Origin of the sequence: Sphingomonas sp. S1-29 (assembly GCF_026167545.1) — a bacterium.
In the GTDB taxonomy this organism is placed as follows: Bacteria; Pseudomonadota; Alphaproteobacteria; order Sphingomonadales; family Sphingomonadaceae; genus Sphingomonas.
Map to the genome: position 1 here is coordinate 588,540 of NZ_CP110678.1, position 24,624 is coordinate 613,163.

General features: G+C 66.7%; 25 protein-coding genes and 1 tRNA gene. 11 read left to right on the forward strand and 15 right to left on the reverse strand.

Translation table 11 applies throughout. The annotated features are described in order from the left end of the window. The first annotated feature begins 47 nt into the window (after window positions 1-47). Window positions 48-881, forward strand: coding sequence for a polyphosphate kinase 2 family protein (locus OKW76_RS02710; protein ID WP_265550923.1), 834 nt, complete (start codon window positions 48-50; stop codon window positions 879-881). On the opposite strand, the gene OKW76_RS02715 is transcribed toward OKW76_RS02710, so the two are convergent. Continuing rightward, entirely contained in the window at window positions 878-1,552 is a 675-nt protein-coding gene (locus OKW76_RS02715; protein ID WP_265550925.1) for a carbonic anhydrase, read from the reverse strand. The two genes, OKW76_RS02710 and OKW76_RS02715, sit on opposite strands and share 4 nt — an antisense overlap. Window positions 1,553-1,674: 122 nt before the next feature. Here OKW76_RS02715 and lipA point away from each other — a divergent pair, with 122 nt between their 5' ends. Both lipA and OKW76_RS02725 read left to right on the forward strand, forming a co-directional pair. Beyond that, complete coding sequence (gene lipA, locus OKW76_RS02720; protein ID WP_256507317.1) at window positions 1,675-2,613, forward strand: lipoyl synthase; 939 nt, start codon at window positions 1,675-1,677, stop codon at window positions 2,611-2,613. Continuing rightward, complete coding sequence (locus OKW76_RS02725; protein WP_265550927.1) at window positions 2,613-3,089, forward strand: type II toxin-antitoxin system RatA family toxin; 477 nt, start codon at window positions 2,613-2,615, stop codon at window positions 3,087-3,089. Before lipA ends, OKW76_RS02725 begins: the two co-directional genes overlap by 1 nt. Here the strand turns inward: OKW76_RS02725 and OKW76_RS02730 are convergent. The 3 genes from OKW76_RS02730 to OKW76_RS02740 are packed head-to-tail and all read right to left on the reverse strand — an operon-like array spanning window position 3,035 to window position 5,243. Then, window positions 3,035-3,559 carry a CinA family protein gene (locus OKW76_RS02730; RefSeq protein ID WP_265550929.1) on the reverse strand — a complete coding sequence of 175 codons (525 nt, stop codon included), beginning with the start codon at window positions 3,557-3,559 and terminating at the stop codon, window positions 3,035-3,037. The genes OKW76_RS02725 and OKW76_RS02730 overlap by 55 nt on opposite strands. Further along, window positions 3,556-4,089 carry a hypothetical protein gene (locus OKW76_RS02735; protein WP_265550931.1) on the reverse strand — a complete coding sequence of 178 codons (534 nt, stop codon included), beginning with the start codon at window positions 4,087-4,089 and terminating at the stop codon, window positions 3,556-3,558. Before OKW76_RS02735 ends, OKW76_RS02730 begins: the two co-directional genes overlap by 4 nt. Continuing rightward, window positions 4,089-5,243 (reverse strand): bifunctional 2-C-methyl-D-erythritol 4-phosphate cytidylyltransferase/2-C-methyl-D-erythritol 2,4-cyclodiphosphate synthase, encoded by a 1,155-nt coding sequence (locus OKW76_RS02740; protein ID WP_265550933.1) that lies wholly within the window; start codon window positions 5,241-5,243, stop codon window positions 4,089-4,091. Before OKW76_RS02740 ends, OKW76_RS02735 begins: the two co-directional genes overlap by 1 nt. 89 nt (window positions 5,244-5,332) lie before the next feature. Between OKW76_RS02740 and dusB the strand changes: the two genes are divergently transcribed. From dusB to hflX, 7 genes are all read left to right on the forward strand, one after another. Next, window positions 5,333-6,346, forward strand: coding sequence for a tRNA dihydrouridine synthase DusB (dusB, locus tag OKW76_RS02745; RefSeq protein WP_265550935.1), 1,014 nt, complete (start codon window positions 5,333-5,335; stop codon window positions 6,344-6,346). Next, window positions 6,346-7,404, forward strand: coding sequence for a two-component system sensor histidine kinase NtrB (locus OKW76_RS02750; protein ID WP_265552732.1), 1,059 nt, complete (start codon window positions 6,346-6,348; stop codon window positions 7,402-7,404). Before dusB ends, OKW76_RS02750 begins: the two co-directional genes overlap by 1 nt. Further along, window positions 7,401-8,837, forward strand: coding sequence for a nitrogen regulation protein NR(I) (ntrC, locus tag OKW76_RS02755; RefSeq protein ID WP_265550937.1), 1,437 nt, complete (start codon window positions 7,401-7,403; stop codon window positions 8,835-8,837). Before OKW76_RS02750 ends, ntrC begins: the two co-directional genes overlap by 4 nt. A gap of 79 nt (window positions 8,838-8,916) precedes the next feature. Beyond that, on the forward strand, window positions 8,917-11,154 hold the full coding sequence (locus OKW76_RS02760; RefSeq protein WP_265550939.1) for a sensor histidine kinase NtrY-like: 2,238 nt from the start codon (window positions 8,917-8,919) through the stop codon (window positions 11,152-11,154). A 3-nt stretch (window positions 11,155-11,157) separates the two neighbouring features. Next, window positions 11,158-12,537, forward strand: a complete 1,380-nt coding sequence (locus OKW76_RS02765) for a sigma-54-dependent transcriptional regulator (protein WP_265550940.1) — start codon at window positions 11,158-11,160, stop codon at window positions 12,535-12,537. A gap of 56 nt (window positions 12,538-12,593) precedes the next feature. After that, entirely contained in the window at window positions 12,594-13,157 is a 564-nt protein-coding gene (hfq, locus tag OKW76_RS02770; protein ID WP_265550942.1) for an RNA chaperone Hfq, read from the forward strand. Then, the gene (hflX, locus tag OKW76_RS02775; protein WP_265550944.1) at window positions 13,154-14,440 is read left to right on the forward strand and encodes a GTPase HflX; all 1,287 of its coding nucleotides are present in this window, start codon (window positions 13,154-13,156) and stop codon (window positions 14,438-14,440) included. Before hfq ends, hflX begins: the two co-directional genes overlap by 4 nt. Window positions 14,441-14,444: 4 nt before the next feature. On the opposite strand, the gene mazG is transcribed toward hflX, so the two are convergent. The 10 genes from mazG to OKW76_RS02825 are packed head-to-tail and all read right to left on the reverse strand — an operon-like array spanning window position 14,445 to window position 23,593. Next, the gene (mazG, locus tag OKW76_RS02780; RefSeq protein WP_265550946.1) at window positions 14,445-15,185 is read right to left on the reverse strand and encodes a nucleoside triphosphate pyrophosphohydrolase; all 741 of its coding nucleotides are present in this window, start codon (window positions 15,183-15,185) and stop codon (window positions 14,445-14,447) included. Window positions 15,186-15,244: 59 nt separating this feature from the next. Further along, window positions 15,245-15,856, reverse strand: a complete 612-nt coding sequence (locus OKW76_RS02785) for a retropepsin-like aspartic protease family protein (protein WP_265550948.1) — start codon at window positions 15,854-15,856, stop codon at window positions 15,245-15,247. Continuing rightward, on the reverse strand, window positions 15,853-16,617 hold the full coding sequence (locus tag OKW76_RS02790; protein WP_265550950.1) for an MBL fold metallo-hydrolase: 765 nt from the start codon (window positions 16,615-16,617) through the stop codon (window positions 15,853-15,855). The genes OKW76_RS02785 and OKW76_RS02790 overlap by 4 nt, the downstream gene beginning before the upstream one ends. Beyond that, entirely contained in the window at window positions 16,614-17,390 is a 777-nt protein-coding gene (locus tag OKW76_RS02795; RefSeq protein WP_265552734.1) for a TatD family hydrolase, read from the reverse strand. The genes OKW76_RS02790 and OKW76_RS02795 overlap by 4 nt, the downstream gene beginning before the upstream one ends. Further along, a complete protein-coding gene (gene metG, locus OKW76_RS02800) occupies window positions 17,390-18,946 on the reverse strand; it encodes a methionine--tRNA ligase (protein WP_265550952.1) in 1,557 nt (518 codons plus the stop codon). The genes OKW76_RS02795 and metG overlap by 1 nt, the downstream gene beginning before the upstream one ends. 53 nt (window positions 18,947-18,999) lie before the next feature. Continuing rightward, window positions 19,000-19,974 (reverse strand): AAA family ATPase, encoded by a 975-nt coding sequence (locus tag OKW76_RS02805; RefSeq protein WP_265550954.1) that lies wholly within the window; start codon window positions 19,972-19,974, stop codon window positions 19,000-19,002. Then, window positions 19,971-20,594 (reverse strand): dTMP kinase, encoded by a 624-nt coding sequence (tmk, locus tag OKW76_RS02810; RefSeq protein WP_265550956.1) that lies wholly within the window; start codon window positions 20,592-20,594, stop codon window positions 19,971-19,973. Before tmk ends, OKW76_RS02805 begins: the two co-directional genes overlap by 4 nt. Beyond that, complete coding sequence (locus OKW76_RS02815; protein WP_416221836.1) at window positions 20,591-21,754, reverse strand: D-alanyl-D-alanine carboxypeptidase family protein; 1,164 nt, start codon at window positions 21,752-21,754, stop codon at window positions 20,591-20,593. The genes tmk and OKW76_RS02815 overlap by 4 nt, the downstream gene beginning before the upstream one ends. A 29-nt stretch (window positions 21,755-21,783) precedes the next feature. Beyond that, window positions 21,784-22,581: an SPOR domain-containing protein gene (locus tag OKW76_RS02820; protein ID WP_265550958.1), complete on the reverse strand. Its 798-nt coding sequence runs from the start codon at window positions 22,579-22,581 to the stop codon at window positions 21,784-21,786. After that, window positions 22,565-23,593 (reverse strand): lytic murein transglycosylase, encoded by a 1,029-nt coding sequence (locus tag OKW76_RS02825; RefSeq protein ID WP_265550960.1) that lies wholly within the window; start codon window positions 23,591-23,593, stop codon window positions 22,565-22,567. Before OKW76_RS02825 ends, OKW76_RS02820 begins: the two co-directional genes overlap by 17 nt. Before the next feature lie 148 nt (window positions 23,594-23,741). Here OKW76_RS02825 and OKW76_RS02830 point away from each other — a divergent pair. Then, a tRNA-Ser gene (locus OKW76_RS02830) sits at window positions 23,742-23,831 on the forward strand. A gap of 247 nt (window positions 23,832-24,078) precedes the next feature. Here OKW76_RS02830 and OKW76_RS02835 read toward each other — a convergent pair. Next, the gene (locus tag OKW76_RS02835; protein WP_265550962.1) at window positions 24,079-24,477 is read right to left on the reverse strand and encodes a hypothetical protein; all 399 of its coding nucleotides are present in this window, start codon (window positions 24,475-24,477) and stop codon (window positions 24,079-24,081) included. Window positions 24,478-24,624: the final 147 nt, after the last annotated feature.

The following is a 24,624-nucleotide window of genomic DNA, read 5'->3' on the forward strand; positions in this document are numbered from 1 at the left end:
CCCCCTCCCGCTTGCGGGAGGGGGCGGGGGTGGGCATGGTCCAGCGCATGGCCAAACAATCGAAAACTACGCCCGAGGAATCCCCGCCCAAGCGCAAGGGCGACCTGAACCTTGCCGACCATGAACGCGGCAAGAAGTTCAAGGGCGACTATACCGATGCGCTGAACGCGGTGCAGGAGCGGCTGTGGCAGCTTCAGGTCGCGCATATCGTCCACAAGCGCGCGGCGATCATCGTCCTCGAAGGCTGGGATGCCGCGGGCAAGGGCGGGATCATCAAGCGGCTAACGTCGAACTGGGATCCGCGCTTCTTCGAAGTGGTGCCGATCGCCGCGCCCTCCGCTGCCGAAAAGGCCCGGCATTTCCTCTGGCGCTTCTGGCAGCATCTGCCCGCGCATGGCCATATCTATATCGCCGATCGCAGCTGGTATGGCCGCGTGCTGGTCGAGCGCGTCGAGGGCTATGCCAGCGAAGCCGAATGGCAACGCGGCTATGCCGAGATCAACGCGTTCGAGGCCCAGCAGGCGGCGATCGGCACCACGATCGTCAAGCTGTTCGTCCATATCACGCAAGAGACGCAGGACCGCGAATTCGCCGAGCGGCTCGACGATCCGTGGAAGCAGTGGAAGACCGGCGCCGAGGATTATCGCAACCGCGCCCGGCGCGGCGATTATCTGGTGGCGATCGACGAGATGCTCGCGCGCACCTCGACCGAACTGGCACCGTGGCAGATCATCGACGGCAACAACCGCAAGGCAGCGAGAATCGCCGCACTTACCGCGATCGCCGACGCGCTCGAAGCAAGGGTGCCGATGACGCCGCCCACGCTCGACCCCGATTTCGAGGCGATGGCGCGGGCGGCGCTCGGTCAGCCGCGGACTTAACCCTCGGTGACGGTCATGGTCTCGATATCTACCGTCTCGGGCTGGGCGAACGCGAAACGGCCATCTTCGCCCATCACGCGTAGCTGGCCGTCCTCGATCGCAAAATAGGCGCCGTGGAGCGCGAGCGATCCCGCGGCTATCGCCTTTTGCACGAAGGGGAAGGTCTGGAGGTTGGTAAGCGAGGTGCGGACCGCCTCATATTCCATTTCGCGAACGGCATCGTCGCCGTCGCCACAGCGCGATTTCACCGCTTCGCGCGCGTCGTCGAGGATGGTGACCCAGCTGGCAATGAAGCCGCCTTCGCCGGGTTCGGCGTCGCGGAACGCGCCGCTCAGCGCGGCATTGCAACCGCCGCAGGCGCCGTGGCCCATCACGACGATCTCTTCGACCTTCAGCTTGGTCACCGCAAATTCAAGCGCTGCCGACACGCCATGAAAGCCCGCGCGGGTTTCGAACGGCGGCACGAGCGCGGCGACGTTGCGGACCACGAAGATCTCGCCGGGAAGCGTATCGAAGATCTGCGCGGGTTCGACGCGGCTGTCCGAGCAGGCGATCACCATCACCTTGGGGCTCTGCCCTTCGCGCAATTCGAGCCAGCGGTCGCGCTGACGGCGAAGGTCGGACGTGCGGAAGCGGTGATAGCCTTCTACCAGGTTCGTGAAATAGGTCATCGTTCTCCTCTCGAGATGGGTTGAGCGGGACTTACTCGAAGTTAGCCCTACCTAACAAATGGACGGGATACGCGGCGGTTCCCGGCATTGTTTTGCAGCCCGTTGGTGGCTATCTGGCCATCATGAACGACGGTATCGCGCTCGCAAACCCCGCAATTAGCCCGCCCCGTGCGCGCAAGCCCGACTGGATCCGGGTGAAAGCGCCGACCTCGACCGGCTTTGCCGAAACCAAAGCGCTGATGCGCCGCCTGAACTTGGCGACGGTGTGCGAGGAAGCGGCTTGCCCCAATATCGGCGAGTGCTGGACCAAGAAGCACGCGACGGTGATGATCCTGGGCGACGTGTGCACCCGCGCCTGCGCCTTCTGCAACGTCAAGACCGGGATGCCGCGGATGGTCGATCCGCTCGAGCCGCAGCACACCGCCGACGCCGCCGCCGAACTGGGGCTGCAGCATATCGTCATCACCTCGGTCGATCGCGACGATCTGCCCGATGGCGGCGCGTCGCAGTTCGTAAAGGTGATCGAGGCGCTGCGACGGACCACCCCGGATACGACGATCGAAATCCTGACTCCCGATTTCCGCAACAAGGCGCAGGCGGCGGTCGAGGCGATCGTCACCGCGCGGCCCGACGTCTATAACCACAATCTGGAAACGGTCCCACGGCTGTACCCGACGATCCGGCCGGGCGCGCGCTACTATGCCTCGCTGCGGTTGCTCGAAAGCGTCAAGCGCCACGACCCGACGATCTTCACCAAATCGGGCGTGATGATGGGGCTGGGCGAGCAGCGCCTCGAAGTGCATCAGGTGATGGACGACATGCGTTCGGCCGATGTCGATTTCCTGACGATGGGCCAATATCTCCAGCCGACCCCGCGCCACGCCAAGGTCGAGGATTTCGTGACCCCGCAGGCGTTCGATGCCTATGCCGCGATCGCGCGCGCCAAGGGGTTCCTGCTGGTCGCCTCGTCACCGCTTACCCGCTCCAGCTACCATGCCGGCGAGGATTTCGCCCGGCTGCGTGCGGCGCGCGAGGCAAAACTGGGGCGCGTGCGCGCCTGATGCCCAAGCATACCGAAACCCGCCATCTGCCCTACACCCCCGAGCAGATGTTCGACATGGTGGCCGATGTCGGCCGCTATCCCGAATTCCTGCCTTGGGTCAGCGCGATCCGCGTGCGATCGAGCAACGCCAGCGAACTCGTCGCCGACATGATCGTGGGCTTCAAGGGGCTGCGCGAAACCTTCACCTCGAAGGTCCAGCTCGAACGGCCCGACCATATCCATGTCGCCTATCTCGACGGGCCGATGAAATATCTGAACAACGACTGGAAGTTCCGCGACGACGGCAAGGGTGGTTGCCTGGTCGATTTCTGCGTCGATTTCCAGTTCAAGAACCGGATGTTCGAAATGCTCGCGGGGCAGGTGTTCGATCGTGCGTTGCGCAAGATGATCGGCGCGTTCGAGGATCGCGCCGCGGTGCTTTACGGCTCGACCGGCGCAGGCATCAGCAGTTCGAGCGCACAAAGCGCCGCCTGAAGCCGCACGCCGCCGCGCCCGGTATCGGGGAAGTCACGCGAATCGGCCATGACCTCGCGCGGTTCGTCGCTGCGCTCGGCGACCGCGAACACGACCCGGCCGACGGGCTTCTTCTCGGTACCCCCCCCAGGACCGGCGACTCCAGTGATCGCGACGGCGATGTCGGCGCTCGATCGCTGGATCGCCGCTTGCGCCATCTGCCACGCCACCGCGACCGATACCGCGCCGAAGGTGTCGAGCACGTCGCCGCTCACCCCCAGCATCATCTTCTTGGCTTCGTTCGAATAGGTGACGAAGCTCGCATCGAACACGTCGGACGATCCCGGCACCTCGGTCAGCGCGGCAGCGACCAGCCCGCCGGTGCAGCTTTCGGCGAGCGCGACGCGTCGGCCGATCGCGCGATTGGCCTCGATCACCCGGGTCGCGCTGTCGATCAGTTCCTGGGGCAGCAACGTGTCGCGATGGGTCATCGGGTCGCTCCGGCGGGGCAGATGGTGATCGGCAGACGGCGGCGCGCCTCGGCGTCATTGTCGCCCGCGAGCTGCAGGATGGTAGTGACCAGCGATGCCGCGTTGCGCGCGGGTAGGGGTTCGACCAGCGCGACGACGCGCTCGATGCTGGCGCAGTCCTGCGCGCGGATTTGCTGGATCAGCAGCGGTGCCACCATCGCGGCGACCACCGGTTGCGCGAACTGCGAATCGAGAATCTGGCGGACATCGGCGCCGGCGATCCGCGCGATCGCGCTCCGCGCCAACGGCCAGGCACCCGCCGACTCGGTCTGGAACTTGGCGAGGAATGGCCCTGACTGACGGCGCAGCAGTGCGTTGGCGGGCAGATTGGCCGCGCAGGTCTGTCCGGTCTGGCGGATCACCTCGGGCGCCATGTAGAGAAACAATGCTTCGGCCTCGCGCTGGGGCACACATTGCCGCGCGGTCTGCGCAACCGCCGCACCTGGGAGCGCGATCGTTGCAACCGCCGCGAAAAAGGGCATGATACGCATCAGATTACTCCGGGTATGCGGACGGTTGCGGTCGCCATCGCGGCGATGCCTTCACCCCGCCCGGTGAAGCCCAGGCGCTCGGTGGTGGTTGCCTTCACGCTGACGCACGTGACGGGCAGGCGCAAGAGCTCGCCGATCCGCGCGCGGATCGCATCGCGATGCGGGCCGATCTTGGGTGCCTCGCAGATCAAGGTCAGGTCGACGAAGTCGATGATCCCCCCCTGCGCCGTAACGAGGCCAGCAGCGTGCTGGAGGAACTGTGCCGAATCGGCGCCCTTCCACTGCGGATCGCTCGGGGGAAAATGCATCCCGATATCGCCCGCCGCGATGGTCCCCAGCAGCGCGTCGGTGATCGCGTGGAGCCCGACATCGGCATCGCTATGCCCCGACAATCCCTTGTCGTGCGGGATCAGCACACCGCCGAGCCACAATTCCTCGCCGACTTCGAGCCGGTGGACGTCGTAGCCGCTGGCCGATCGGCTGATCAGCGCCGTGCCATGCGCTGCCTCGGCGGCGGCGAAATCGGCGGGGTGGGTAATTTTTTCGAGCATGCGATCTCCTTCGACGATGCAGACGCCATGACCGATCGCGCGCAGCATCTGCGCGTCGTCGGTCGCTTCGGCATCGGCAGGCCAGGCGCGGTGCGCGGCCAGCAGTTCGGGCAGGCGAAATGCCTGCGGGGTTTGGATGCGCCACAGACCGTCGCGCGATACGGTGTCGCCGAGCAGGTCGCCGGCGCGCGCGAGCGTGTCGGCGATCGGTAGCGCAGGCACCGCGCCTGGATGGTCGCCGAGCGCCGCGAGCAATGCGTCGATCACGCGGCCCGGCAGGAACGGGCGCGCAGCGTCGTGCACCAGCACTTGGTCGAAGCCTTGGGCGATCAGCGCATCGATGCCGTTGCGCACCGAATCGCGCCGAGTGGCACCGCCAAGGACGAAGCGAACATCGCCCACCGCCGCGTGTAGATCCGCTTGCTGGCCATCGCCGATCGCTATCAGAACGGTTTCGATCGCGGGATGATCACGCAGCGCCGTATAGGAATGTACCAGCATCGGCTTGCCCGCGAGCGTGGCGAACTGCTTGGGGCGTTCGCTGCCCGCGCGAATGCCCTGGCCGGCGGCGACGATCAGCGCGGCGGTGCGGTGGTTGGCCATCGCTGCCGCCTAGCGCAAGCCGGAGACCGCCGCCAGTCTTGCCATCTGCGGGCCTGCGCTGTACGGCTTGCCCGATTTTTAGGCACATCATGCAGACACCCAATCTCCATAATTTCCGCCCGATCGAGATCGGACCGGTGCGGATCGACAGCCCGGTGCTGCTCGCGCCGATGACCGGCGTCACCGATCGGCCCTTCCGCACGCTGGTCCGCCGTTTCGGATCGGGGCTCAACGTCACCGAGATGATCGCCAGCCAGGCGATGATCCGCGAAACGCGCCAGTCGCTGCAAAAGGCCGACTGGGATGCGGTCGAAGAGCCGATCTCGATGCAGCTCGCGGGTTGCACCCCGCATGAAATGGCCGAGGCGGCGAAGCTCAACGAGGATCGCGGCGCGGCGATCATCGACATCAACATGGGCTGCCCGGTCAAGAAGATCGTCAATGGCGACGCGGGCTCGGCGCTGATGCGCGACCTGCCTAACGCCGCCGCGATCATCGACGCCACGGTGAAGGCGGTGAAGGTGCCTGTGACGCTCAAGATGCGGATGGGTTGGTGCCACGACAGCCTGAACGCCCCTGAACTGGCGCGGATCGCCGAGGATTTGGGCGTGAAGCTGATCACCGTCCACGGCCGAACGCGCAACCAGATGTACAAGGGCTCGGCCGATTGGGGCTTCATCCGCCGGGTGAAGGACGCGGTATCGCTGCCGGTGATCGCCAATGGCGACATCTGCTCGATCGCCGATGCCGAAGCCGCGCTCGAACAATCGGGCGCCGACGGGCTGATGATCGGCCGCGGTGCTTATGGCCGGCCGTGGCTGCTGGGGCAGGTGATGCAGTGGTTCGCCACCGGCCGTGAAGTGCCCGATCCGTCGATCAGCGACCAATATGACATGATCGCCGAGCATTATGACGCGATGCTGAGCCATTACGGGATCGAAACCGGCGTGAACATGGCGCGCAAGCATATCGGTTGGTACACGCGCGGGCTGCATGGCTCGGCCGAGTTCCGCAATCGCGTCAACCAGATCGCCGATCCGCGTACGGTGCAGGCGATGCTCGCCGAATTCTACGCCCCCTGGCGATCGCGCGCCGCGGCGTGATGGCGGGGGCGGGTTCGCCTGCATTTGCCGATCTGTTCGCCGCACTGCCGGTAGCGGTGCTGGTGCTCGATGCCGGCGACGGCGTGGTGTTCGCCAATGGCGCGTGCGAGCAACTGCTCAACCAGTCCGAGCGATCGATGCGCGGGCTGGGGTTTCACCAGATTCTCGACCTGCCCGAAGAATATGCCGCGCGGCGCGACCGCGGGCTCGCGCTGTTCGACACCGACCTCACGACGCAGCGCGGGCATCGTATCCGCGTCGACCTGATCGAGGCGATGCTGGGCGATCATCCGGGCTGGCGGATCGTGACGCTGCACGATCTGGCGGTGGCGCGGCGGCACAGCGCGGGGGATCGCGGGGCGGGCGCGCGGGCGGCAGTCGGCGCCGCGGCGATGCTCGCGCACGAGATCAAGAACCCGCTGTCGGGAATACGCGGCGCGGCCCAGCTGCTCGGATCGGGCGGCGGCGACGGCGAACTGACCGAGCTCATCACCACCGAGGTCGATCGGATCGCCGCGCTGATCGATCGGATGCAGGATTTCACCGACACCCGCACCCCAGCGCTCGAGTCGGCGAACATCTATCCGCTGCTGGCGCATGCCCGCCGCGTCGCGAGCGCAGGCTTTGCGCGCGACCTGGTGATCGAGGAGCGCTTCGATCCCTCGCTGCCGCCGGTGATGCTCGACGGCGATCGCTTCCTCCAGGTGATGCTCAACCTGCTCAAGAACGCTGCCGAGGCGGTGGCGGGGCAGGACGATGCGCGGATCGTGATCGCCACCGCCTATCGCCACGGCATGTCGGCGAGCGCAGGCCCCGGTCGCCCGCGCCAGCCGCTGCCGATCGAAATCTGCGTGCTGGACGATGGCCCAGGCGCCCCCGCCGACATCGCCGCGCACCTGTTCGAACCCTTCGTTTCGGGCAAGCCCGAGGGGCAGGGGCTCGGGCTGCCGCTCGTCGAGAAGCTGGTGCGCGATATGGGCGGGATCGTCGGCTATGCGCGCGAAGGGGAGCCCGAATGGACGGTGTTGCGCTTGCTGTTGCCACGGGCGCCCGAATGAACCCGGTCGGCAGCATCCTGGTATGCGACGACGACGCCGCGATCCGCACGGTGATCGCGCAGGCGCTGCGGCGGGCAGGCCATCGCGTCGTCACCGTCGGGACGCTGGCGCTGTTGCGCAGTGAACTCGCGAGCGGGCTTCCCGATGTGGTCGTCACCGACGTCATTCTGCCCGACGGTAACGGGCTCGATTTCGCCGCGACGCTCACCGCCGAGCATCCGCGGCTGCCGGTGATCGTGCTGTCGGCGCAGAACACGCTGACCACCGCGGTGCGCGCGACCGAGGCAGGAGCGTTCGATTACCTGCCCAAGCCCTTCGACCTCGACGTGCTTGCCGATACCGTCCGCAGCGCGTTGGCGCGGCGCGTCGGGCGACCGATCGACGCGATCGATGGCGAAGACCCCGGGGTGCCGCTGATCGGGCGTTCGCCGCCGATGCAGGAAGTGTATCGCGTCATCGCGCGCGTGGTGGCGAACGACCTTACGGTGCTGATTTCGGGCGAATCGGGTACCGGCAAGGAGCTGGTGGCGCGCGCGATCCACGATCTGGGGCCGCGCCGGCATGCGCCGTTCATCGCGCTCAACATGGCGGCGATCCCGCGCGAGCTGATCGAGGCCGAGTTGTTCGGGCATGAACGCGGCGCCTTCACCGGGGCAGCGGCGCGCGTTGCGGGCAAGTTCGAACAGGCGGCGGGGGGGACGCTGTTCCTTGACGAGATCGGCGACATGCCGATGGAGGCGCAGACGCGGCTGCTGCGCGTGCTGCAGTCGGGCGAGTTTACCACCGTCGGCGGCGCGCGGACGATCCGCGCCGACGTTCGCATCGTTGCTGCCACGAACAAGGATTTGCAGCTACAGGTAGGGCAGGGGCAGTTTCGCGAAGACCTGTTCTACCGGCTCAACGTGGTGCCCGTCGCGCTGCCGTCGCTGCGCGAACGCCGGCAGGATATCGGGCTGCTCGCGCGCCATTTCCTCGATCGCGCCGCCGAGAATGGCCTGCCGCGCAAGGGGATCGATCGCAGCGCGCTGATGGCGCTCGAAGCCTATGACTGGCCGGGCAATGTCCGCGAGCTCGATAACCTCATGCGCCGGGTGGCGGCATTGGGCCGCGACGAGACGATCGGCGCCGACGAGATCCGCTCGAACCTCGGCAAGGAACCGCCGGCCACCGCCGAACCCGATCCCGACCTTGCCGCCGCGATCCACGCGCGGCTCGAACGGATGGCGCGCGACGAGCCGCGCGCGTTCGAGGACGGCACGCTGTACGACCGGATCGTCGCCGAGGTCGAACGTCCGCTGATCGAGGCGGTGCTGGCGCGGTGCGGGAACAACCAGCTGCGTGCTGCACGCGTGCTGGGGATCAATCGCAACACGCTGCGCAAGCGGCTCGACACGCTCGAGATCGATACCGCGCGGCGGACGGTGACCGAGTAGCGGCCACCCGATCGGTCGAGCGGCAGAATATGTGTTTTCTAGGCAACGCTCTCGTTGTACCGTTGCAACGATGGAGGCAATGATCGACCCCGGATATCATGCCGCGCCGAGCGACCAGCGCCGCGCGGTAACGCCGGTCATCGAATGGGCGGTGCTAGCGGGCGCGATCGCGATCGGAATCGCGACCTATTTCATCATCACCGGCAGTACTGCGAGCGCCCGGCCCTTGTCGCCGCCGGTGGTGGCGCTGCTGCTGATCGCCAACATGCTGCCGGGGGTAGGGCTGCTGGTGCTGCTCGGCCGCCGCATCGCCAAGGCGCGCGCCGCGCGCTCGCCGATCGGCGGCGGGGGACAGCTGCACGTCCGATTGGTCGCGCTCTTCTCGGTCCTGGCGAGCGTGCCGCTGATCCTGGTGACGATCGTCGCGTCGCTGCTGTTCCAATATGGCGTCGAATTCTTCTATTCGGACCGTGCGCGCGACATGATCGAGCGCGCGGCGACGCTCGCCAACGAATCCTATACCGAGATGACCCAGTGGGTCGACAAGGAGAATATCGCGGTCGGGACCGACGTCTATAACCTGCTGTCGCAGGGCTATGGCTTCGACACCCCCGAGTTCGTCGAGATCTACAGCCAGAGCGTGCTGCAGCGCAGTCTGGCCGAATCGATCGTTTTCAAGGTTTCCCCCAAGGACGAGATCCTTACCTTCGCGCTGATCGACCCGTATGAAAACGGTCTGGCTCGGCAAATCAAGATCGCCGATGTCCGCGCGGTCGACGCAGGCAGGCCGAGCGTCGTCAGCGTCAATGGCGAGCGGATCCAGTCGCTCGCTCGTGTGCCCAATACCGAATATCTGATCGCTTCGAGCCGCGTGGTCGGCGCACGCGAACTGATGCTGCGCAAGCAGCGCGCCGAATCGGTGGTGGCCGACTATCGCGCGCTGCAGGCCCGGTCGCGCGAATTGCAGCTGTTGTTCAACCTGGCGCTGCTCGGCATCTCGTTGGTGATCGTCGCGGCCGCGGTGTTCGTCGCGCTTGCGGTCGCCGATCGATTGGTGCGCCCGGTCGGCGAACTGGTGGGTGCCGCGCGGAGGGTCGCGAGCGGCGATCTCGATGCGCGGGTGGCGCAGCCCAAATCCCAGGATGAGGTCGGCACGCTCGCCAGCGCTTTCAACCAGATGACCGAGCGGCTGCAGCAACAGACCAATGCGCTGGTCAACGCCAACGCGCAGATCGAAAGCCGGCGCGCGCTGATCGAAGCGGTGATGTCGGGGGTGAGCGCCGGGGTCATGTCGATCGGCGCCGATCGCACCGTTCGGCTGATCAACAGCTCGGCGATCGCGCTGTTGAAGGCGAGCGACAGCCCGGTGGGCCGCCCGCTCGGCGACGTCGCGCCCGAACTCGCGGCCTTGCTCGACAGCGACCAGCGCGAGGCGGTGGTCCAGCTCAACGCCGGCGGAGAGGCCAAGACGCTTGCGGTCAAGATCGCGCGCGACGACGATATGGGCCTGATCCTCACCTTCGACGACATCACCCAGCAATTGCTCGATCAGCGCCGCGCGGCATGGTCCGACGTCGCGCGCCGGATCGCGCACGAGATCAAGAACCCGCTCACCCCGATCCAGCTCGCCGCCGAGCGGCTCCAGCGCCGCTATGGCAAGCAGATCGATCCCGAGGACGGCACCTTCGCGCGGCTGACCGAGACGATCGTCCGCCAGGTCGGCGATCTGCGCCGGATGGTCGACGAATTCTCGTCGTTCGCGCGGATGCCCAAACCGGTGTTCGAGCGAGAATCTTTGGTCGACATCGCGCGCCAGGCGCTGTTCCTCCACGAAGTCGCGCATCCCGAGATCGGCTTCGAGCTCGACCAGGACGACGCGCCCGAGGCGCTGGTGTGCGATCGCCGCCAGCTAGGCCAAGCGCTGACCAACGTCATCAAGAACGCGGTCGAGGCGATCGAGGCGCGCACCGGCGACGACCTGCCCGCGGGCGAGATCGCGCTGTCGCTGCGCGTCGAGGCCGATGGCCGCGCGGTGATCGAGCTGACCGACAATGGCGTCGGGCTACCGGTCGAGCGCGACCGGATCGTCGAGCCCTATATGTCGACGCGCAACCGCGGTACCGGGCTTGGCCTCGCCATCGTCAAGAAGATCGTCGAGGAGCATTTCGGGACGATGGAATTTTCCGATCGCGCCGCGGGCGGCACCCGCGTGACGATGAGCTTCGATGCCCAGCTGCTCGCCAAGCTCACCAGCGACGGCGCGAGCGACGACGAAGACGACGACCTGCCGATCATGCTTACCCGAAATCGGACTTGAATCATGAGTTTAGACATCCTCGTCGTCGACGACGAACGCGACATCCGCGAACTGGTGGCCGGCGTTTTGGAAGACGAAGGCTATGCCACGCGCACCGCCGCCGACAGCGATGCGGCGCTCGAGGCGATCGCCGCGCGGCGGCCCTCGCTGGTGCTGCTTGATGTGTGGCTGCACGGATCGAAGCTCGACGGGCTCGAACTGCTCGAAGAGATCAAGCGGCGCGACCCGACGGTGCCGGTGCTGGTGATTTCGGGCCACGGCAATCTGGACACCGCGGTCGCGGCGATCCGGCGCGGCGCATCGGACTTCATCGAAAAGCCGTTCGAAGCCGAGCGGCTGGTGCTGATGGTCGAACGCGCGACCGAGACCGAACGGCTAAAGCGCGAGATCGCGTCGCTGCGCGCCTCGGCGGGTCGCGAGACCGATCTGACGGGCAATTCGGCGGCGATCAACACCGTTCGCGCGACGCTGAAACGCGTCGCGGGGACCGGCAGCCGGGTGCTGATCTCGGGCGGGGCAGGGGTCGGCAAGGAGGTCGCCGCGCGGCTGTTGCACGGCTGGAGCCTGCGCGCCGCCGCGCCCTTCGTCATCGTCAGCGCGGCGCGGATGACCCCCGAGCGAGTCGATGAGGAATTGTTCGGGATCGAGGACGCCAACGACCTCGTGCGCCCCGGTCTGCTCGAACAGGCGCATGGCGGCACCTTGTTCCTCGACGAGATCGCCGACATGCCGATCGCGACGCAGGCGCGGATCCTACGCGTGCTGACCGACCAGAGCTTCAGCCGGGTAGGGGGCACGCGCGTCGTCAAGGTCGATGTCCGCGTCGTATCGGCGACCGCGCGCAATCTGATCGACGAGATCGCCGAGGGGCGGTTCCGCGAGGACCTGTATTACCGGCTCAACGTGGTGCCGGTCGCGATCCCGTCGCTCACCGAACGGCGCGAGGATATTCCCCCGCTGGTAGAGCATTTCGTTGCGCATTATGCCGCCGAACGCCGCGTGCCGACCCCCGACATTGCGGGCGACGCGATGGTCGCGCTGCAATCCTATGAATGGCCGGGCAATGTCCGCCAGCTGCGCAACGTCGTCGAACGCACCGTCATCCTGACGCCGGGCAACCGGATAGGCCGGATCGATCTCGATTTGCTGCCCCCCGAAGTGCTCGGCACCGGCAGCGATGGCGGGCAGGGGATGGGTGCAGGGGCGATCATGGGGACGCCGCTGCGCGAGGCCCGCGAGACCTTCGAGCGCGAATATCTGCGCGTCCAGATCCGCCGCTTCTCGGGCAACATCTCGCGCACCGCCAGCTTCATCGGGATGGAGCGCTCGGCGCTGCACCGCAAGCTCAAGCTGCTCGGGATCACCGAAACGCGCGACGAGTGAGGCTGTGGCTGGACGTTCACGGGCCGGCTTCCTAGATTAACGGCGCGGGCGAAGCGATGCGCGCGCGACCGACGTCGGGGAACGGCGCATTCGCGGGACATGTCCCGCCAAAAACAAAGGCAGCCATCATGGCCGAAAAGCAAACCTCGCTGCAGGATCAGTTCCTGAACGCGCTCCGCCGGACCAAGACCCCGGTCACCATGTTCCTGGTCAAGGGCGTCAAGCTGCAGGGCATCGTCACCTGGTTCGACAATTTTTCGGTGCTGCTGCGCCGCGACGGCCAATCGCAGCTGATCTACAAGCATGCGATCTCGACGATCATGCCGACCGGCCAGATGGACCTGGCGCCGATCATCGAAAGCGTGGCAGCTTCGCAGGCCAAGCAGCCGGTATTGCAGGAGATTTTCCTCACCGCGGTGCGCAAGCAGGCCGAGCCGGTGACGATGTTCCTGGTCAATGGCGTAATGCTGCAGGGCCAGATCGCGGCGTTCGACCTGTTCTGCATGCTGCTCCAGCGCGACGGCATGTCGCAGCTCGTCTACAAGCATGCGGTATCGACGGTGCAGCCCGCCAACCCGCTGAACCTGGCCGATGAGCAAACCCAGCCGGACGCGCCTTGAGTACCGGCTTCGAACGCGACGGGGAGGATTTCGCGCGCGGCGCGCGGGCGATCGTGGTGCTGCCCGATCAGGGCGGATCGTCGCGCGACACCGATGCGCGGCTCGAAGAGACTGCCGGGCTAGCCGCCGCGATCGGCGTCGAGGTGCGCGAGCGGATCGCCTTCCGTATCCGCGCGCCCAAGCCCGCGACATTGCTGGGTGCCGGGCAGGTCGAACAGTTGGCCGAGAAGGTTCGCGACGACGCGATTACGCTCGCGGTGTTCGATTCGGCGCTGACCCCGGTACAGCAGCGCAACCTCGAAACCGGGCTCGGCTGCAAGGTCATCGACCGCACCGGGCTGATCCTCGAAATCTTCGGCGAGCGCGCGCGCACCGCCGAAGGGCGGCTTCAGGTCGAGCTGGCGCATCTCGACTATCAATCGTCGCGGCTGGTGCGCAGCTGGACCCATCTCGAACGCCAGCGCGGCGGTTTCGGTTTTCTCGGTGGTCCGGGCGAAACGCAGATCGAGGCCGATCGCCGCCTGATCCGCGATCGCATGGCACGGTTGCGGCGCGAGCTCGACCAAGTCAGCCGCACGCGCTCGCTCCATCGCGATCGGCGCCAGCGCGCGCCTTGGCCGGTGGTTGCACTGGTGGGCTACACCAACGCCGGCAAATCGACGCTGTTCAACCGGCTGACCGGTGCCGCGGTGATGGCCGAAGACCTGTTGTTCGCGACGCTCGACCCGACCTTGCGCCAGGTCCAGTTTCCCGGCGTCGACAAGGCGATCCTGTCGGACACCGTCGGCTTCGTCTCGGACCTGCCGACCCAGCTGGTGGCATCGTTCAAGGCGACGCTCGAGGAAGTCATCTCGGCCGACCTGCTGATCCATGTCCGCGACGTCGCGCACCCCGACAGCGACGCGCAGCGCGCCGATGTCGAAAAGGTGCTCAGCGAAATCGGTGTCGCCGAGACGACACCGCGGCTCGAGGCGTGGAACAAGCTCGACCTGCTCGACGAAGAAGCGCGCGAATACCTTACCAACAAGGCAGCGGCGCGCGACGATGTCGCGATCCTGTCGGCGCTGACGGGGGAGGGCGTCGACGCGATGATCGAGGTCGCCGCCGCGCGGCTGACCCAGGGGCATCGGCGCTATCATCTGACGCTCGAAGCCGGCGACGGGGCGGGGGCCGCCTGGCTCCATCAGCATGGCGAAGTGCTCGATCACTGGATCGAGGAGGGCGATGCGATCTACGAAGTGCGGATGGCGCCCGCCGATCGCGAGCGGTTCGCCCAGCGCTGAAGCGTCAGCGCCGGGCTTCGCTCGCCTTTGCGCCAAGCCACAGCGCTTCCTTTTCGTCGAGGCTCAGGCCGGGGAAGTCGCTGCCGGCTTGCTGCTCCATCGCGCGGAAACGGCGTTCGAACTTGGCATTGGCGGCGCGCAGCGCGGCTTCGGGATCGACGCCCTGGTGCCGCGCCCAATTGACGACCGAGAAGAGCAGGTCGCCGATCTCGCCCTCGATCTCGCTCGGCGATGCGGCCTCGACCTCGGCGAGCTCTTCGTCGATCTTCGCGCGCGCGCCGCTGGCGTCGGGCCAGTCGAAGCCGACGCGGGCGGCGCGCTTCTGCAGCTTTTCGGCGCGCAGCAAGGCTGGCATCCCGAGCGCGACGCCATCGAGCGCACCCGAATCGGCACGCGCATGGCGTTCGGCGGCCTTCATTTGTTCCCAGCCGGGGAAATGCACCGCGTCGCCGAAGATATGCGGGTGGCGGCGCTCCATCTTGTCGCTGACCGCAGCGACCACGTCGGGCAGCGCGAAAGCGCCGGCTTCCTCGGCCATCCGGCTGTGGAACACCACCTGGAGCAACAGGTCGCCGAGCTCGTCTTTGAGATCGGCCATATCGCCGCGATCGATCGCATCGGCGACTTCATAGGCTTCCTCGATCGTATAGGGCGCGATCGAGGCAAAGCTCTGCGCAAGATCCCATTCGCAACCATGCTGGGGATCGCGGAGCCGTGCCATGATCGCCGTCAATCGCTCAATCATCTGACCTCCGGGTGATGTTATCCATCGAACCGATAATATGTATTATGTTAAATACTAGATTATGGTTGGCGGTCGGGCTCGAGGATCAGCGTCCGTTGCTCGACGCGCCACGACCCCAATCGCGACAGGAAGTTCATCCCAATCACGTTCACGTCGCCGAAGCTCGGCGCCACCACCACCGAAAGGTCGCGGGTTTCGAGCTGCCCGTCAATCGACACGGTCTGCGCTACGCCGCGCCGCGCCGATACGGTGCCGTTCGCCGTGTTGAGCAACACCGGCAAGCCGGCGCGCGATACGTCGATGCCGGCGCGCTCGGCGGTTTCCACCGACAGCGCGGTGATCGTTGCGCCGCTATCGATCAGCATCCGCGTCGGCTGCCCGTTGATCGACACGCGGGCATAGAAATGGCCGTCGGGCGATTGGCGGATCCGCACGGTATCGCCCTCGACCGCTTGCCCTGAAATCCCCAGCCGCTCGCCGACACCGCCCAGCGCCATCTCGATGCTGTCGCGGTTGAGCACCGCGACAGAGATCAGCCCGATGATCAGCACCCAGCTGATCAGCGACCGCAGGAACAGCCCGAACGACATCCGGCGCAGGCTCAGCGAGCTCAGCACCAACACCAGCACCCCGATGCCGAGCACCAGGTTGAGCGTGTCGTCCTCGGTCATGCGATGATTTCCATCCCGTCATAGCCGGGTTCGACCCCCGCCGGCAGCGATGCGCGCAGCGCCGCGTAGTCCATCGACTGGTCCATGTGGATCAACGCGGCAAAACCCGGCCGGATACGCGCGATATATTCGAGCGTAGCCTCGAGATGCGGGTGCGAAGGATGCGGCTGGTGGCGAAGCGCATCGACTACCCAGACGTCGCAACCTTGATACAGATCCTGCATATCAGCGGTAAGCTCATGGAAATCGGTCGAATATACGATCGATGAATCGCCATGGTCGAAGCGAAGGCCGGCGCTCGTAATGTCGCCGTGCGGCTGGTCGACCACACGCACCACGACATCGCCAATCGTCACGCTATCATCCAGCGGTTGCAGCTCGACCGTCGGCGGATACGGCCCGCGACCGTGGAAGACATAGGCAAACCGCCTTTCCAGTCCCGCGAAAGTGTGCGGCCGCGCATAGCCCGCGACCTGCCGACCGCGATTGTGCGCGATCTGGCGCAGATCGTCGATACCATGGGTGTGATCGGCATGATCATGCGTCCAGATCACCGCATCGACGTCGCCGATATCGGCCAGTAGCAACTGTTCGCGCATGTCGGGACCGGTGTCGATCAGGATACGCGTCGTCGCCGTGGACACCAGCGCCGCGCACCGCGTGCGGCGGTTGCGCGGCTCGGTAGGATCGCACGCGCCCCAGTCGTTGCCGATCCGCGGCACGCCGCTCGACGTGCCCGATCCCAGCAAGCGGATTTTCACGCGCGGGTCTTGGCGAACAGGGTGTGGAAATTCTCGGCGGTCGCCTTCGCCAGCACCTCGACCGGTTCGCCGCGCAGCTCGGCGAGGAACGCGGCGGTGTAGGCGACGAACGCGGGCTCGCCTGGCCGTCCGCGATGCGGCACCGGGGCTAGAAAGGGCGCGTCAGTCTCGATCAGCAGTCGATCGAGCGGCAGCCGTGCGGCAATCGCCTGCAGGTCGCGCGCGCTCTTGAACGTCACGATGCCCGAAATCGAGATGTAGAAACCCAGCGCAAGCGCTTGATCCGCAAAGCCGCTGGTGCCGGTGAAGCAGTGGATCACCCCGCCAAAGGCCCCCTTCCCCAGCTCGTCGCGCAGGATCGACACGGTATCGTCCTCGGCGTCGCGGCTGTGCACGACGATCGGCAGCCCGGTTGTGCGTGCGGCGACGCAATGCGCGCGGAAGCTCACCGCCTGCGCCGCGCGGTCGCTATGATCGTAGTGATAGTCGAGGCCGCATTCGCCCAGGCCGACGACGCGCGGATGGTCGGCCGCTGCGGTCAGCGCATCGGCATCGATATGCGGATGCGCATCGGCGTCGTGCGGGTGGACGCCGATCGTCGCCCAAACATCGGGCTCGCGCTCGGCGGTCGCGACAACGTCGCCCCACTCGCTCTCGCGCGTCGAGATGTTGAGCATTGCCCCCACCCCACGCGCTCGCGCCCGCGCCAGCACCGCCTGCTGTTCGTCGACCAAGCCTCTGTAATTCAGGTGGCAGTGACTGTCGGCCAGCATCATGCCGCCGGTTCCTCCTCGGGGATGTCCAGTCGAGGGAAGATGGGGGTCGGCGGCGCGATCCGAAACCCCGTCGCTGCGTGCGCGGCGTACCAAGTTTCGTCGGCAAGCGCCGCGTGGCTGCGATCCTCGACCCCCAATTGGTCGAGCATCGAGCCGGCGGCAGCTGGCACCACCGGCAGGATCGTGATCGCGCACAGCCGGATCGCGCGGATCAGCGTGCCGAGCACCGCCTCCATCCGCTCGGGATCGGTCTTGCGCAGCGCCCAGGGCGCCTGCGCATCGATATATTGGTTGCAGGCGAAAACCCCGCGCATCCAGGCCTCGAGCGCCTGGGTGAGCCCATGATCGCCGAAGAGCCGGACGAACTCGGCGTTCGCCTCGCCCACGGTCGCCAGCAACGCCGCGTCGGCAGGATCGCCCCGCCCCGCCCCCGGCATCGCGCCGTCGAGATTCTTGGCGATGAACGCCAGCGTCCGCTGCGCCAGATTGCCGAAGCTGTTCGACAGATCGGCATTGGCGCGCATCGCGATCGCGCGCGGCGAATAGCTGCCATCCTGTCCCCAACCGATGTCGCGCAGCAGGAAATAGCGCAGCGCATCGACCCCGAATGCATCGGCGAGCGCCATCGGATCGGCGACGTTGCCGAGCGACTTCGACATCTTCTCGCCGCGGTTGAGCACGAAGCCGTGGCCGAATACCTCCTTTGGCAGCGCAAGCCCCGCCGACATCAGGAACGCCGGCCAATAGACCGCGTGGAAGCGAACGATGTCCTTGCCGATGATGTGCGACGCCGCCGGCCAATAGCGCGAAAGCTCGCCGCCATCGGGATAACCGGTGCCGGTGAGATAGTTGGTGAGCGCATCGACCCAGACATACATCACATGCCCATCGCTGCCCGGCACCGGCACGCCCCAATCGAAGCTGGTGCGCGATACCGACAAGTCGATCAGCCCACCCTCGACGAAGCGAAGCACCTCGTTGCGGCGGCTTTCGGGGCGGATGAAGCCGGGATTGGCGGCGTAGAAATCGAGCAAGGGCTGCTGATATTTCGACAGGCGAAAGAACCAGGTCTCCTCGGCGGTCCATTCGACCGGAGTGCCCTGCGGCGAAAGCTTGACGCCCCCTGCCCCCTCGGTCAGTTCCTTTTCCTCGTAGAAGGCTTCGTCGCGAACCGAATACCAGCCCTCGTAGCGATCGAGATACAGGTCGCCCGCGTCCTGCATCGCCTGCCAGATCGCCTGGCTGGCGCGATAATGCTCAGGCTCGACGGTGCGGATGAACCGATCACACGAAATATTCAGACGCTGTGCCATGTCGCTGAAATATCCCGACATCTCGTCGGCAAGCGCGCGCACCGGTACGCCGCGGTCGCGCGCGGTCTGGACCATCTTGAGGCCATGTTCGTCGGTGCCGGTCTGGAAGCGCACGTCGCGCCCCGCCTGGCGCTGGAACCGCGCGATCGCGTCGGCGGCGATCATTTCATAGGCGTGGCCGATATGCGGCTTGCCGTTGGGATAATGGATCGCGGTGGTGATGTAATAAGGTTCGGCCATGCGCGGCGTTTAGGGGGTGGGAGGGGCGTGGCACAAGCCCCGTTGCCAAGCCGTCAGCGCGCCAGGCGTGCGACGATGCCGCCGATTTCGAACACCGCCGCGCCCGCGTCCTGCGACAGGCCGATCGCCGCACCCGCCACCTCCTTGGCGGCGGCGTGTGCGTCGAGCGCGTCGCGAAGCGCACTGCCCTGCAACAGCCGCGCACGCTCGGCGAGGAAGGCGGGTACGCGTTCGAGAAATGCGACATAGCGGGGGTGCGCAGCCTTCACCCCCAGCGCCTTGGCGAGCCGTGAACGGATCGCATTGTCGGCATCGCCGCGATCGGCGAGGAGCGTCAGGTCGCGCTCGATCGATGCCATGTCGAGCCCGGCAAAGCGCAGCGCGCGCCCCGGCGACCCAGCGCCTGCACGCACCAGCACCGCGATCTCGTCGTCGCCCGCCTCGGGCAGTTCGTGCCGCAGCACCGCCGCCACCTCGGCATCCTCGAGCGCGGCAAAGCGCAGCAGGCGGCAGCGCGAGCGGATCGTCGGCAACAGCCGCCCCGGCGCATGGCTCACCAGCAGGAAGATCGTCCCTGCCGGCGGCTCTTCGAGGTTCTTGAGCAAAGCATTGGCGCCGCCGCGCTCGAGATCGTCAATCGAATCGATCAGCACCACGCGGCGCGACGACATCGACGGCTTGGTCGCGAACATCGGCTGCAACGTGCGCACCTGCGCGATCGTGATGCTGCGTGCGACATCCTGGTCGGGCTTCTCGGCATCCTTGGGCAGCCGCGCCAGCAGCCTAAAATCGGGATGTGACCCGGCATCGAGCAACGCGCCGATCCGATGCCCCGCAGGCACTGCCGCCGTAGGGTCGAGCGAAGGATCGGCGGCATGAGCGAGCATCCGCCGCGCCATATCATGCGCGAACCCCGCCTTGCCGGTGCCCTCGGGACCGGTGATCAGCCACGCATGATGCAGCGCCCCGCCCGCCATCGCCGCGGCGAACGCGGCGCGCGGCGCGGCGTTGCCGATCGCTGGCGTCATGGCAGCAGGTCGGCGAGGCCGTCGAGCAGCGCCTGCGTCACCTCGAGGGCCGACCGCGCCGCGTCGATCCGCCGCACCCGATCGGGCTCGCGCGCCGCGATCGCCTCGAACCCCGCCGCGACGGCATCGTGAAACGCCGCATCGCGCGCTTCGAACCGGTCGTTGGCGGCGCCGTCGCGCGCCCGCGTCCGCTGCTGCCCCGCCGCGCGCGGCAGTGTCAGGAAGAAGGTGCGATCGGGCAGCAACCCCTTCGATCCAAAACCGTGCAGCGCCAGGATCGCGGCATCGTCGATCCCCTGCGCGCCCTGATAGGCGCGCGTCGAGTCGAGATACCGATCGCAGATCACCCACGTCCCCGCCGCGATCGCCGGGCGGATACGCTTCTCGACATGATCGGCGCGCGCCGCGGCGAACAGCAACGCCTCGGCATGCGCGCTCCAGCGTGCGACATCGCCCTGCATCAGCAGCTGGCGAATCGCTTCGGCGCCCTCGCTCCCGCCCGGCTCGCGCGTCACCAGCACGGGCAGCCCGCGCGCTTCGAGCGCGGCGGCGAGCGCGGCGGCCTGGGTCGACTTCCCCGCCCCCTCGCCGCCCTCGAGCGAGATGAAGCGTCCGATCAAGCGAACAGCGACATCAGGCCCGCCCAGACGCGCCCGAAGAAGCCGGCTTCCTCGACCGCGGCTTCGGCGACCAACGGCATCCGCTGCTCGCCGGTGTCGGCGCTGGTGATGACCAGGTCGGCGATGTGCTGGCCCGCGGCGATCGGCGCCTTGATCGGCCCCTGATACACCACCTTGGCGGTCACCGGCGCACTGGTGCCCGAGGGGACGGTGATCGACAGGTCGCGCGGCGCGACCAGCCCGACCGTCGCCTCGCCGCCCAGCTGGACGTCGGCGGTCTCGACGCGCTTGCCCTTCTTGACGATCGGCCGCGACTTCCACGCGCCGAAGCCCCATTCCATGAAGCGCACCGACTCGCTGATCCGCTGGTTCGCGCTGGTCAGCCCGGCAAGCACCATAACCAGCCGCCGCCCGCTCTGCTCGGCCGATCCGGTGAAGCCATAGCCCGCTTCCTCGGTATGCCCGGTCTTCAGCCCATCGGCGCCGTCGACGCGCCCGAGCAGCGGGTCGCGATTGGCCTGGGTGATCGCGTTGCCACCCATCGTCTGGCCCCAGGTGAAATCGCGGCGGGTGTAGAATTTCTTGTAGAGCTGCGGATGCTGCTCGATCGTCACCTTGGCGAGCGTCGCCAGGTCGCGCGCGGTGACATAGGTGCGGCCTTCATCGGGCCAGCCGTTCGAATTGCCGAACCGGCTGTTGCTCAGGCCGATCGCCTTGGCGCGCTGGTTCATCAAATTGGCAAACGCTTCCTCGGTGCCGGCAATCCCCTCGGCGAGCACGACGCAGGCGTCGTTCCCCGACAGCACGACCACGCCGTACAGCAGATTCTCGACGCTCACTTCCTCGTTGGGCGACAGGAACATCGTCGAGCCCGCCTTGGGGCCGTGCCAGCGCTCCCAGGTCTCGGGGCGGACGCGGAACTTCTGGTCGAGCTTCAGCTCGCCCTTCTTGAGCATGTCGAAGATGACATAGGTCGTCATCATCTTGGCCATCGACGCCGGCGGCATCCGGCGATCGGCGTCCTTGGCATACAGCACCGCGCCCGACGACAAATCCTCGATGAACGCCACCGGCGCAGGCGTGTCATAGGGCGGACGCTGCGCCGAGGCGGGCATCGCCAGCGCGAGGAACAGCGGCGGCAGTACGAGCAGTTTCTTCATGGAAAACACGAACCCTGGTGGCTTGAGGATCATTTCGAACGAAAGACGGTGGCGTCGCGATAGCCGCTTCTGGCCGCGCGCGCGCGTGCCGAATTGGCGGCGGCGGCATCGGGGAACGGCCCGAGCTGGACGCGCCAGAAGCGGCCTGCGGCGATCGAGCGGCCGTTCAGCTGGCTCGCCAGCGCCCTGGCGCGCGGCTCGCTGGAGAGCGCGGCGACCTGGACGAACCAGGTGCCGGTGGCAGCGGGATTTGGTGGCGCAGGTGCCGTAGGCACCGGTCGGGGCGATGCGGGCTTGGGAGCTGGCTTGGCAACAACAGGCTTGGGCGGCGCCATCGGCGTTGGCGCGGGTAGCACCGCGGCCATCTGCTTGCGCAAGCCGTTGAGCAGCACCGGCGGCGCATCGAGCCGCGGCAGCCCGGGACGCCCCGCCTGCAACGCCGCCTGATCCTGCGGCGAAGGCGTCACGCTGCGCACCCGAACCCCCGCCTGCGCTGCAATGCCAAGCGCCGAAAGCGCGCCCGGTGCCAGCGCGATCACCTGACCGGCTGCGGGTACCTGCCCCGCGATCGGTACCAGGATCGTTCGGCCGGTATCGAGCGCGGTCACCTCGGCGACGCTCCCCACCGGCAGCGTCGCATGGGCGGCACCGATCGGACTGTCGAGCGCGCTCGCCAGCCCCACCGCGCCGACTTCGTCGTAGCGCTTGACCTCGCCCGAGGTACCCAGCGGCCCCGAAGCCGCGACGACTTCGGCGGGCGGCGCGTCCTGCGCCGACGCCGCAGCGCCCAGCAGGCCGAGGATCAGGAACTCAGCGCGAGACTTCATCGGCCAGCAACCCCACCGAAAGAGCATAGAAATTCGAACAATTATAATCGAGGATCACGCGATAATTGCTCGTCAGCAGGAAGGCGGTGCGCCCCTGGCCATCGGGTTCGAGCAAGGTCGCCTGCACATTGTCGGCGGGCAAGGCGCCGCCCTGCGGGGTCACCCCGAGCGCGCGCCATTCGGCGATCGTGCGCCATTGGCTGTGCCGGTCGAATACTCGCGGGCAGCGCGGCGAGACGGTGCGCGTCTCGAGCGGCGCGCGCGCGAGCCCCGCGGGCACGTTCACCGCGACGCCCCAGGGCTGGCCGCGCCGCCAGCCGGCGTTCGACAGATAATTGCCGATCGATGCCAGCGCGTCGGCTTCGTTCGCCCAGATATTGGCGTCGCCATCGCCATCGCCGTCGACCGCGAGCCGCAGATACACCGACGGCAGAAACTGCGGATAGCCCATCGCGCCCGCCCAGCTGCCCTTCAGCCGGTCGCGCGGCACACCGCGGTCGATGATCTTGAGCAGCGCGATGAATTCGCCCTCGAACAATGGCCGGCGGCGTCCCTCGAAGGCGAGCGTGGCTAGCGAGCGCGGCAGATCGAAATCGCCGGTATAGCCGCCATAATTGGTCTCATGCCCCCAGATCGCGACCAGGATCGATCCGGGCACGCCATAACGCTGCTCGACCGCGCGCAAGGTGTTCAGGTTGCCGCGATAGGCGCTGCGACCGCGTCCGATCCGCGCGGCATCGACATGACGTGCGCGATAGGGGGCAAAATTGGAGATCGGCGCATTGGGGCTCGAACTGCCCGGCTGGTCGCGATCGAGCTCGATCACCCGCGGGTTCACCGTCAGCGAGGGCAGCACCGAATTGAGCGTGCGATCGCTCACCCCCTCGCGCAGCGCCTTGCTTCGCACCGTCGCCAGATAGCTCTGAAAGCTCGCATTGTCCTGGGCAGCTGCCCCGCTGCCCAAGCCGCCGAGCCCGATGCCGGCCAGAAGGATCGCCCCAAAAATACGCATTACACAGCTCCACCCCGGCCCCGCCGGCCGTGGTGCCGACTATTGGCACACTCCCCCCCGGTGCTGGAACCCCTTGGCGAACACGGGCTTGCAGAAAACCCGCCGACCTGCGTAATCGGGCGTGCCAGCATGCTGAGTGCCGGCATGCGGAGAGGTGGCCGAGTGGTTTAAGGCAGCGGTCTTGAAAACCGCCGTGGGTGGAAGCTCACCGTGGGTTCGAATCCCACCCTCTCCGCCATTTCCCCCGTCCGGGGGCGTGCAGAACGGTGAAGTCGTGAGCTGCCGTCAGCCCGTAGGGTATCTCGCTTGTGGTTTTGGCAGTGCCAGCCACCTCGGGGCAACGATCACGGCGCGGGTACTGTTTCGAGGCACCACCACCGTGGTCTGATACACGGACGTGTCCGGTATCGTCGTACGACAAATAGATTCCGTGCATCACAACAGGCGAAACACGCTTTCAAACCGTCCCTTGGAGATAACCGGCGCTATTCCCCGCTATACCGAATGAGTTGAAGTCGCTCTGGATTTGCTGGGCCGTCCTTGCTCGAATAGGTCTCGCTACGTACGGGCCGATCGGGATTGGTGAGATCAAACCAGAGGTCATGCAAATGCGACTCCTTTGCCGGATCAAGGTCGGTCGCGTCGCGAAACACGAAATGCAGTCGACCGGCACCCCGAGTTGACAGCGCCAGGCGCGGCTGGTTGCCCTGCGGGCAATAATGGGTGGCAAGCAAGCTTCCGCTGTCGCGGTGGTAAAGCGTCAGCGAATGCGGTTTACCATGCACGTCCCAGCTTTCGACAAGAACGGAATCTCCCGCCACCAGATAAAAGCGGATGCGAAGCGGGCTCTGCGGCTCGTCGGCAGGCCGCCAGGCGCCGACCATCCGAAACAGTTGCGCGAAAGCGTCTTCGGTTGCGACATTTTCAGATGTAGTGTGGGCTGCCGGCGGCACAGGCGCTCGGCCAGAACCCTGCGTTAGAGTGGCGAGAACGAGCAAAGACCACATACATCCCCACAGTCTATTTTCGTA

Coding starts and splice junctions, on each gene's coding strand:
- OKW76_RS02795 (WP_265552734.1), bottom strand. CDS start 17,390: ATGCTGGCCGACAGTCACTGCCACCTGAATTACAGAGGCTTGGTCGAC.
- metG (WP_265550952.1), bottom strand. CDS start 18,946: ATGGCCGAACCTTATTACATCACCACCGCGATCCATTATCCCAACGGC.
- OKW76_RS02785 (WP_265550948.1), bottom strand. CDS start 15,856: ATGACCGAGGACGACACGCTCAACCTGGTGCTCGGCATCGGGGTGCTG.
- OKW76_RS02730 (WP_265550929.1), bottom strand. CDS start 3,559: ATGACCCATCGCGACACGTTGCTGCCCCAGGAACTGATCGACAGCGCG.
- OKW76_RS02825 (WP_265550960.1), bottom strand. CDS start 23,593: ATGCGTATTTTTGGGGCGATCCTTCTGGCCGGCATCGGGCTCGGCGGC.
- ntrC (WP_265550937.1), top strand. CDS start 7,401: ATGAACCCGGTCGGCAGCATCCTGGTATGCGACGACGACGCCGCGATC.
- OKW76_RS02835 (WP_265550962.1), bottom strand. CDS start 24,477: ATGGTCGGCGCCTGGCGGCCTGCCGACGAGCCGCAGAGCCCGCTTCGC.
- OKW76_RS02765 (WP_265550940.1), top strand. CDS start 11,158: ATGAGTTTAGACATCCTCGTCGTCGACGACGAACGCGACATCCGCGAA.
- mazG (WP_265550946.1), bottom strand. CDS start 15,185: ATGATTGAGCGATTGACGGCGATCATGGCACGGCTCCGCGATCCCCAG.
- hfq (WP_265550942.1), top strand. CDS start 12,594: ATGCGCGCGCGACCGACGTCGGGGAACGGCGCATTCGCGGGACATGTC.
- dusB (WP_265550935.1), top strand. CDS start 5,333: ATGCAGACACCCAATCTCCATAATTTCCGCCCGATCGAGATCGGACCG.
- OKW76_RS02725 (WP_265550927.1), top strand. CDS start 2,613: ATGCCCAAGCATACCGAAACCCGCCATCTGCCCTACACCCCCGAGCAG.
- OKW76_RS02815 (WP_416221836.1), bottom strand. CDS start 21,754: ATGAAGAAACTGCTCGTACTGCCGCCGCTGTTCCTCGCGCTGGCGATG.
- OKW76_RS02710 (WP_265550923.1), top strand. CDS start 48: ATGGCCAAACAATCGAAAACTACGCCCGAGGAATCCCCGCCCAAGCGC.
- OKW76_RS02805 (WP_265550954.1), bottom strand. CDS start 19,974: ATGACGCCAGCGATCGGCAACGCCGCGCCGCGCGCCGCGTTCGCCGCG.
- OKW76_RS02715 (WP_265550925.1), bottom strand. CDS start 1,552: ATGACCTATTTCACGAACCTGGTAGAAGGCTATCACCGCTTCCGCACG.
- OKW76_RS02735 (WP_265550931.1), bottom strand. CDS start 4,089: ATGCGTATCATGCCCTTTTTCGCGGCGGTTGCAACGATCGCGCTCCCA.
- lipA (WP_256507317.1), top strand. CDS start 1,675: ATGAACGACGGTATCGCGCTCGCAAACCCCGCAATTAGCCCGCCCCGT.
- OKW76_RS02820 (WP_265550958.1), bottom strand. CDS start 22,581: ATGAAGTCTCGCGCTGAGTTCCTGATCCTCGGCCTGCTGGGCGCTGCG.
- OKW76_RS02740 (WP_265550933.1), bottom strand. CDS start 5,243: ATGGCCAACCACCGCACCGCCGCGCTGATCGTCGCCGCCGGCCAGGGC.
- OKW76_RS02760 (WP_265550939.1), top strand. CDS start 8,917: ATGATCGACCCCGGATATCATGCCGCGCCGAGCGACCAGCGCCGCGCG.
- OKW76_RS02750 (WP_265552732.1), top strand. CDS start 6,346: ATGGCGGGGGCGGGTTCGCCTGCATTTGCCGATCTGTTCGCCGCACTG.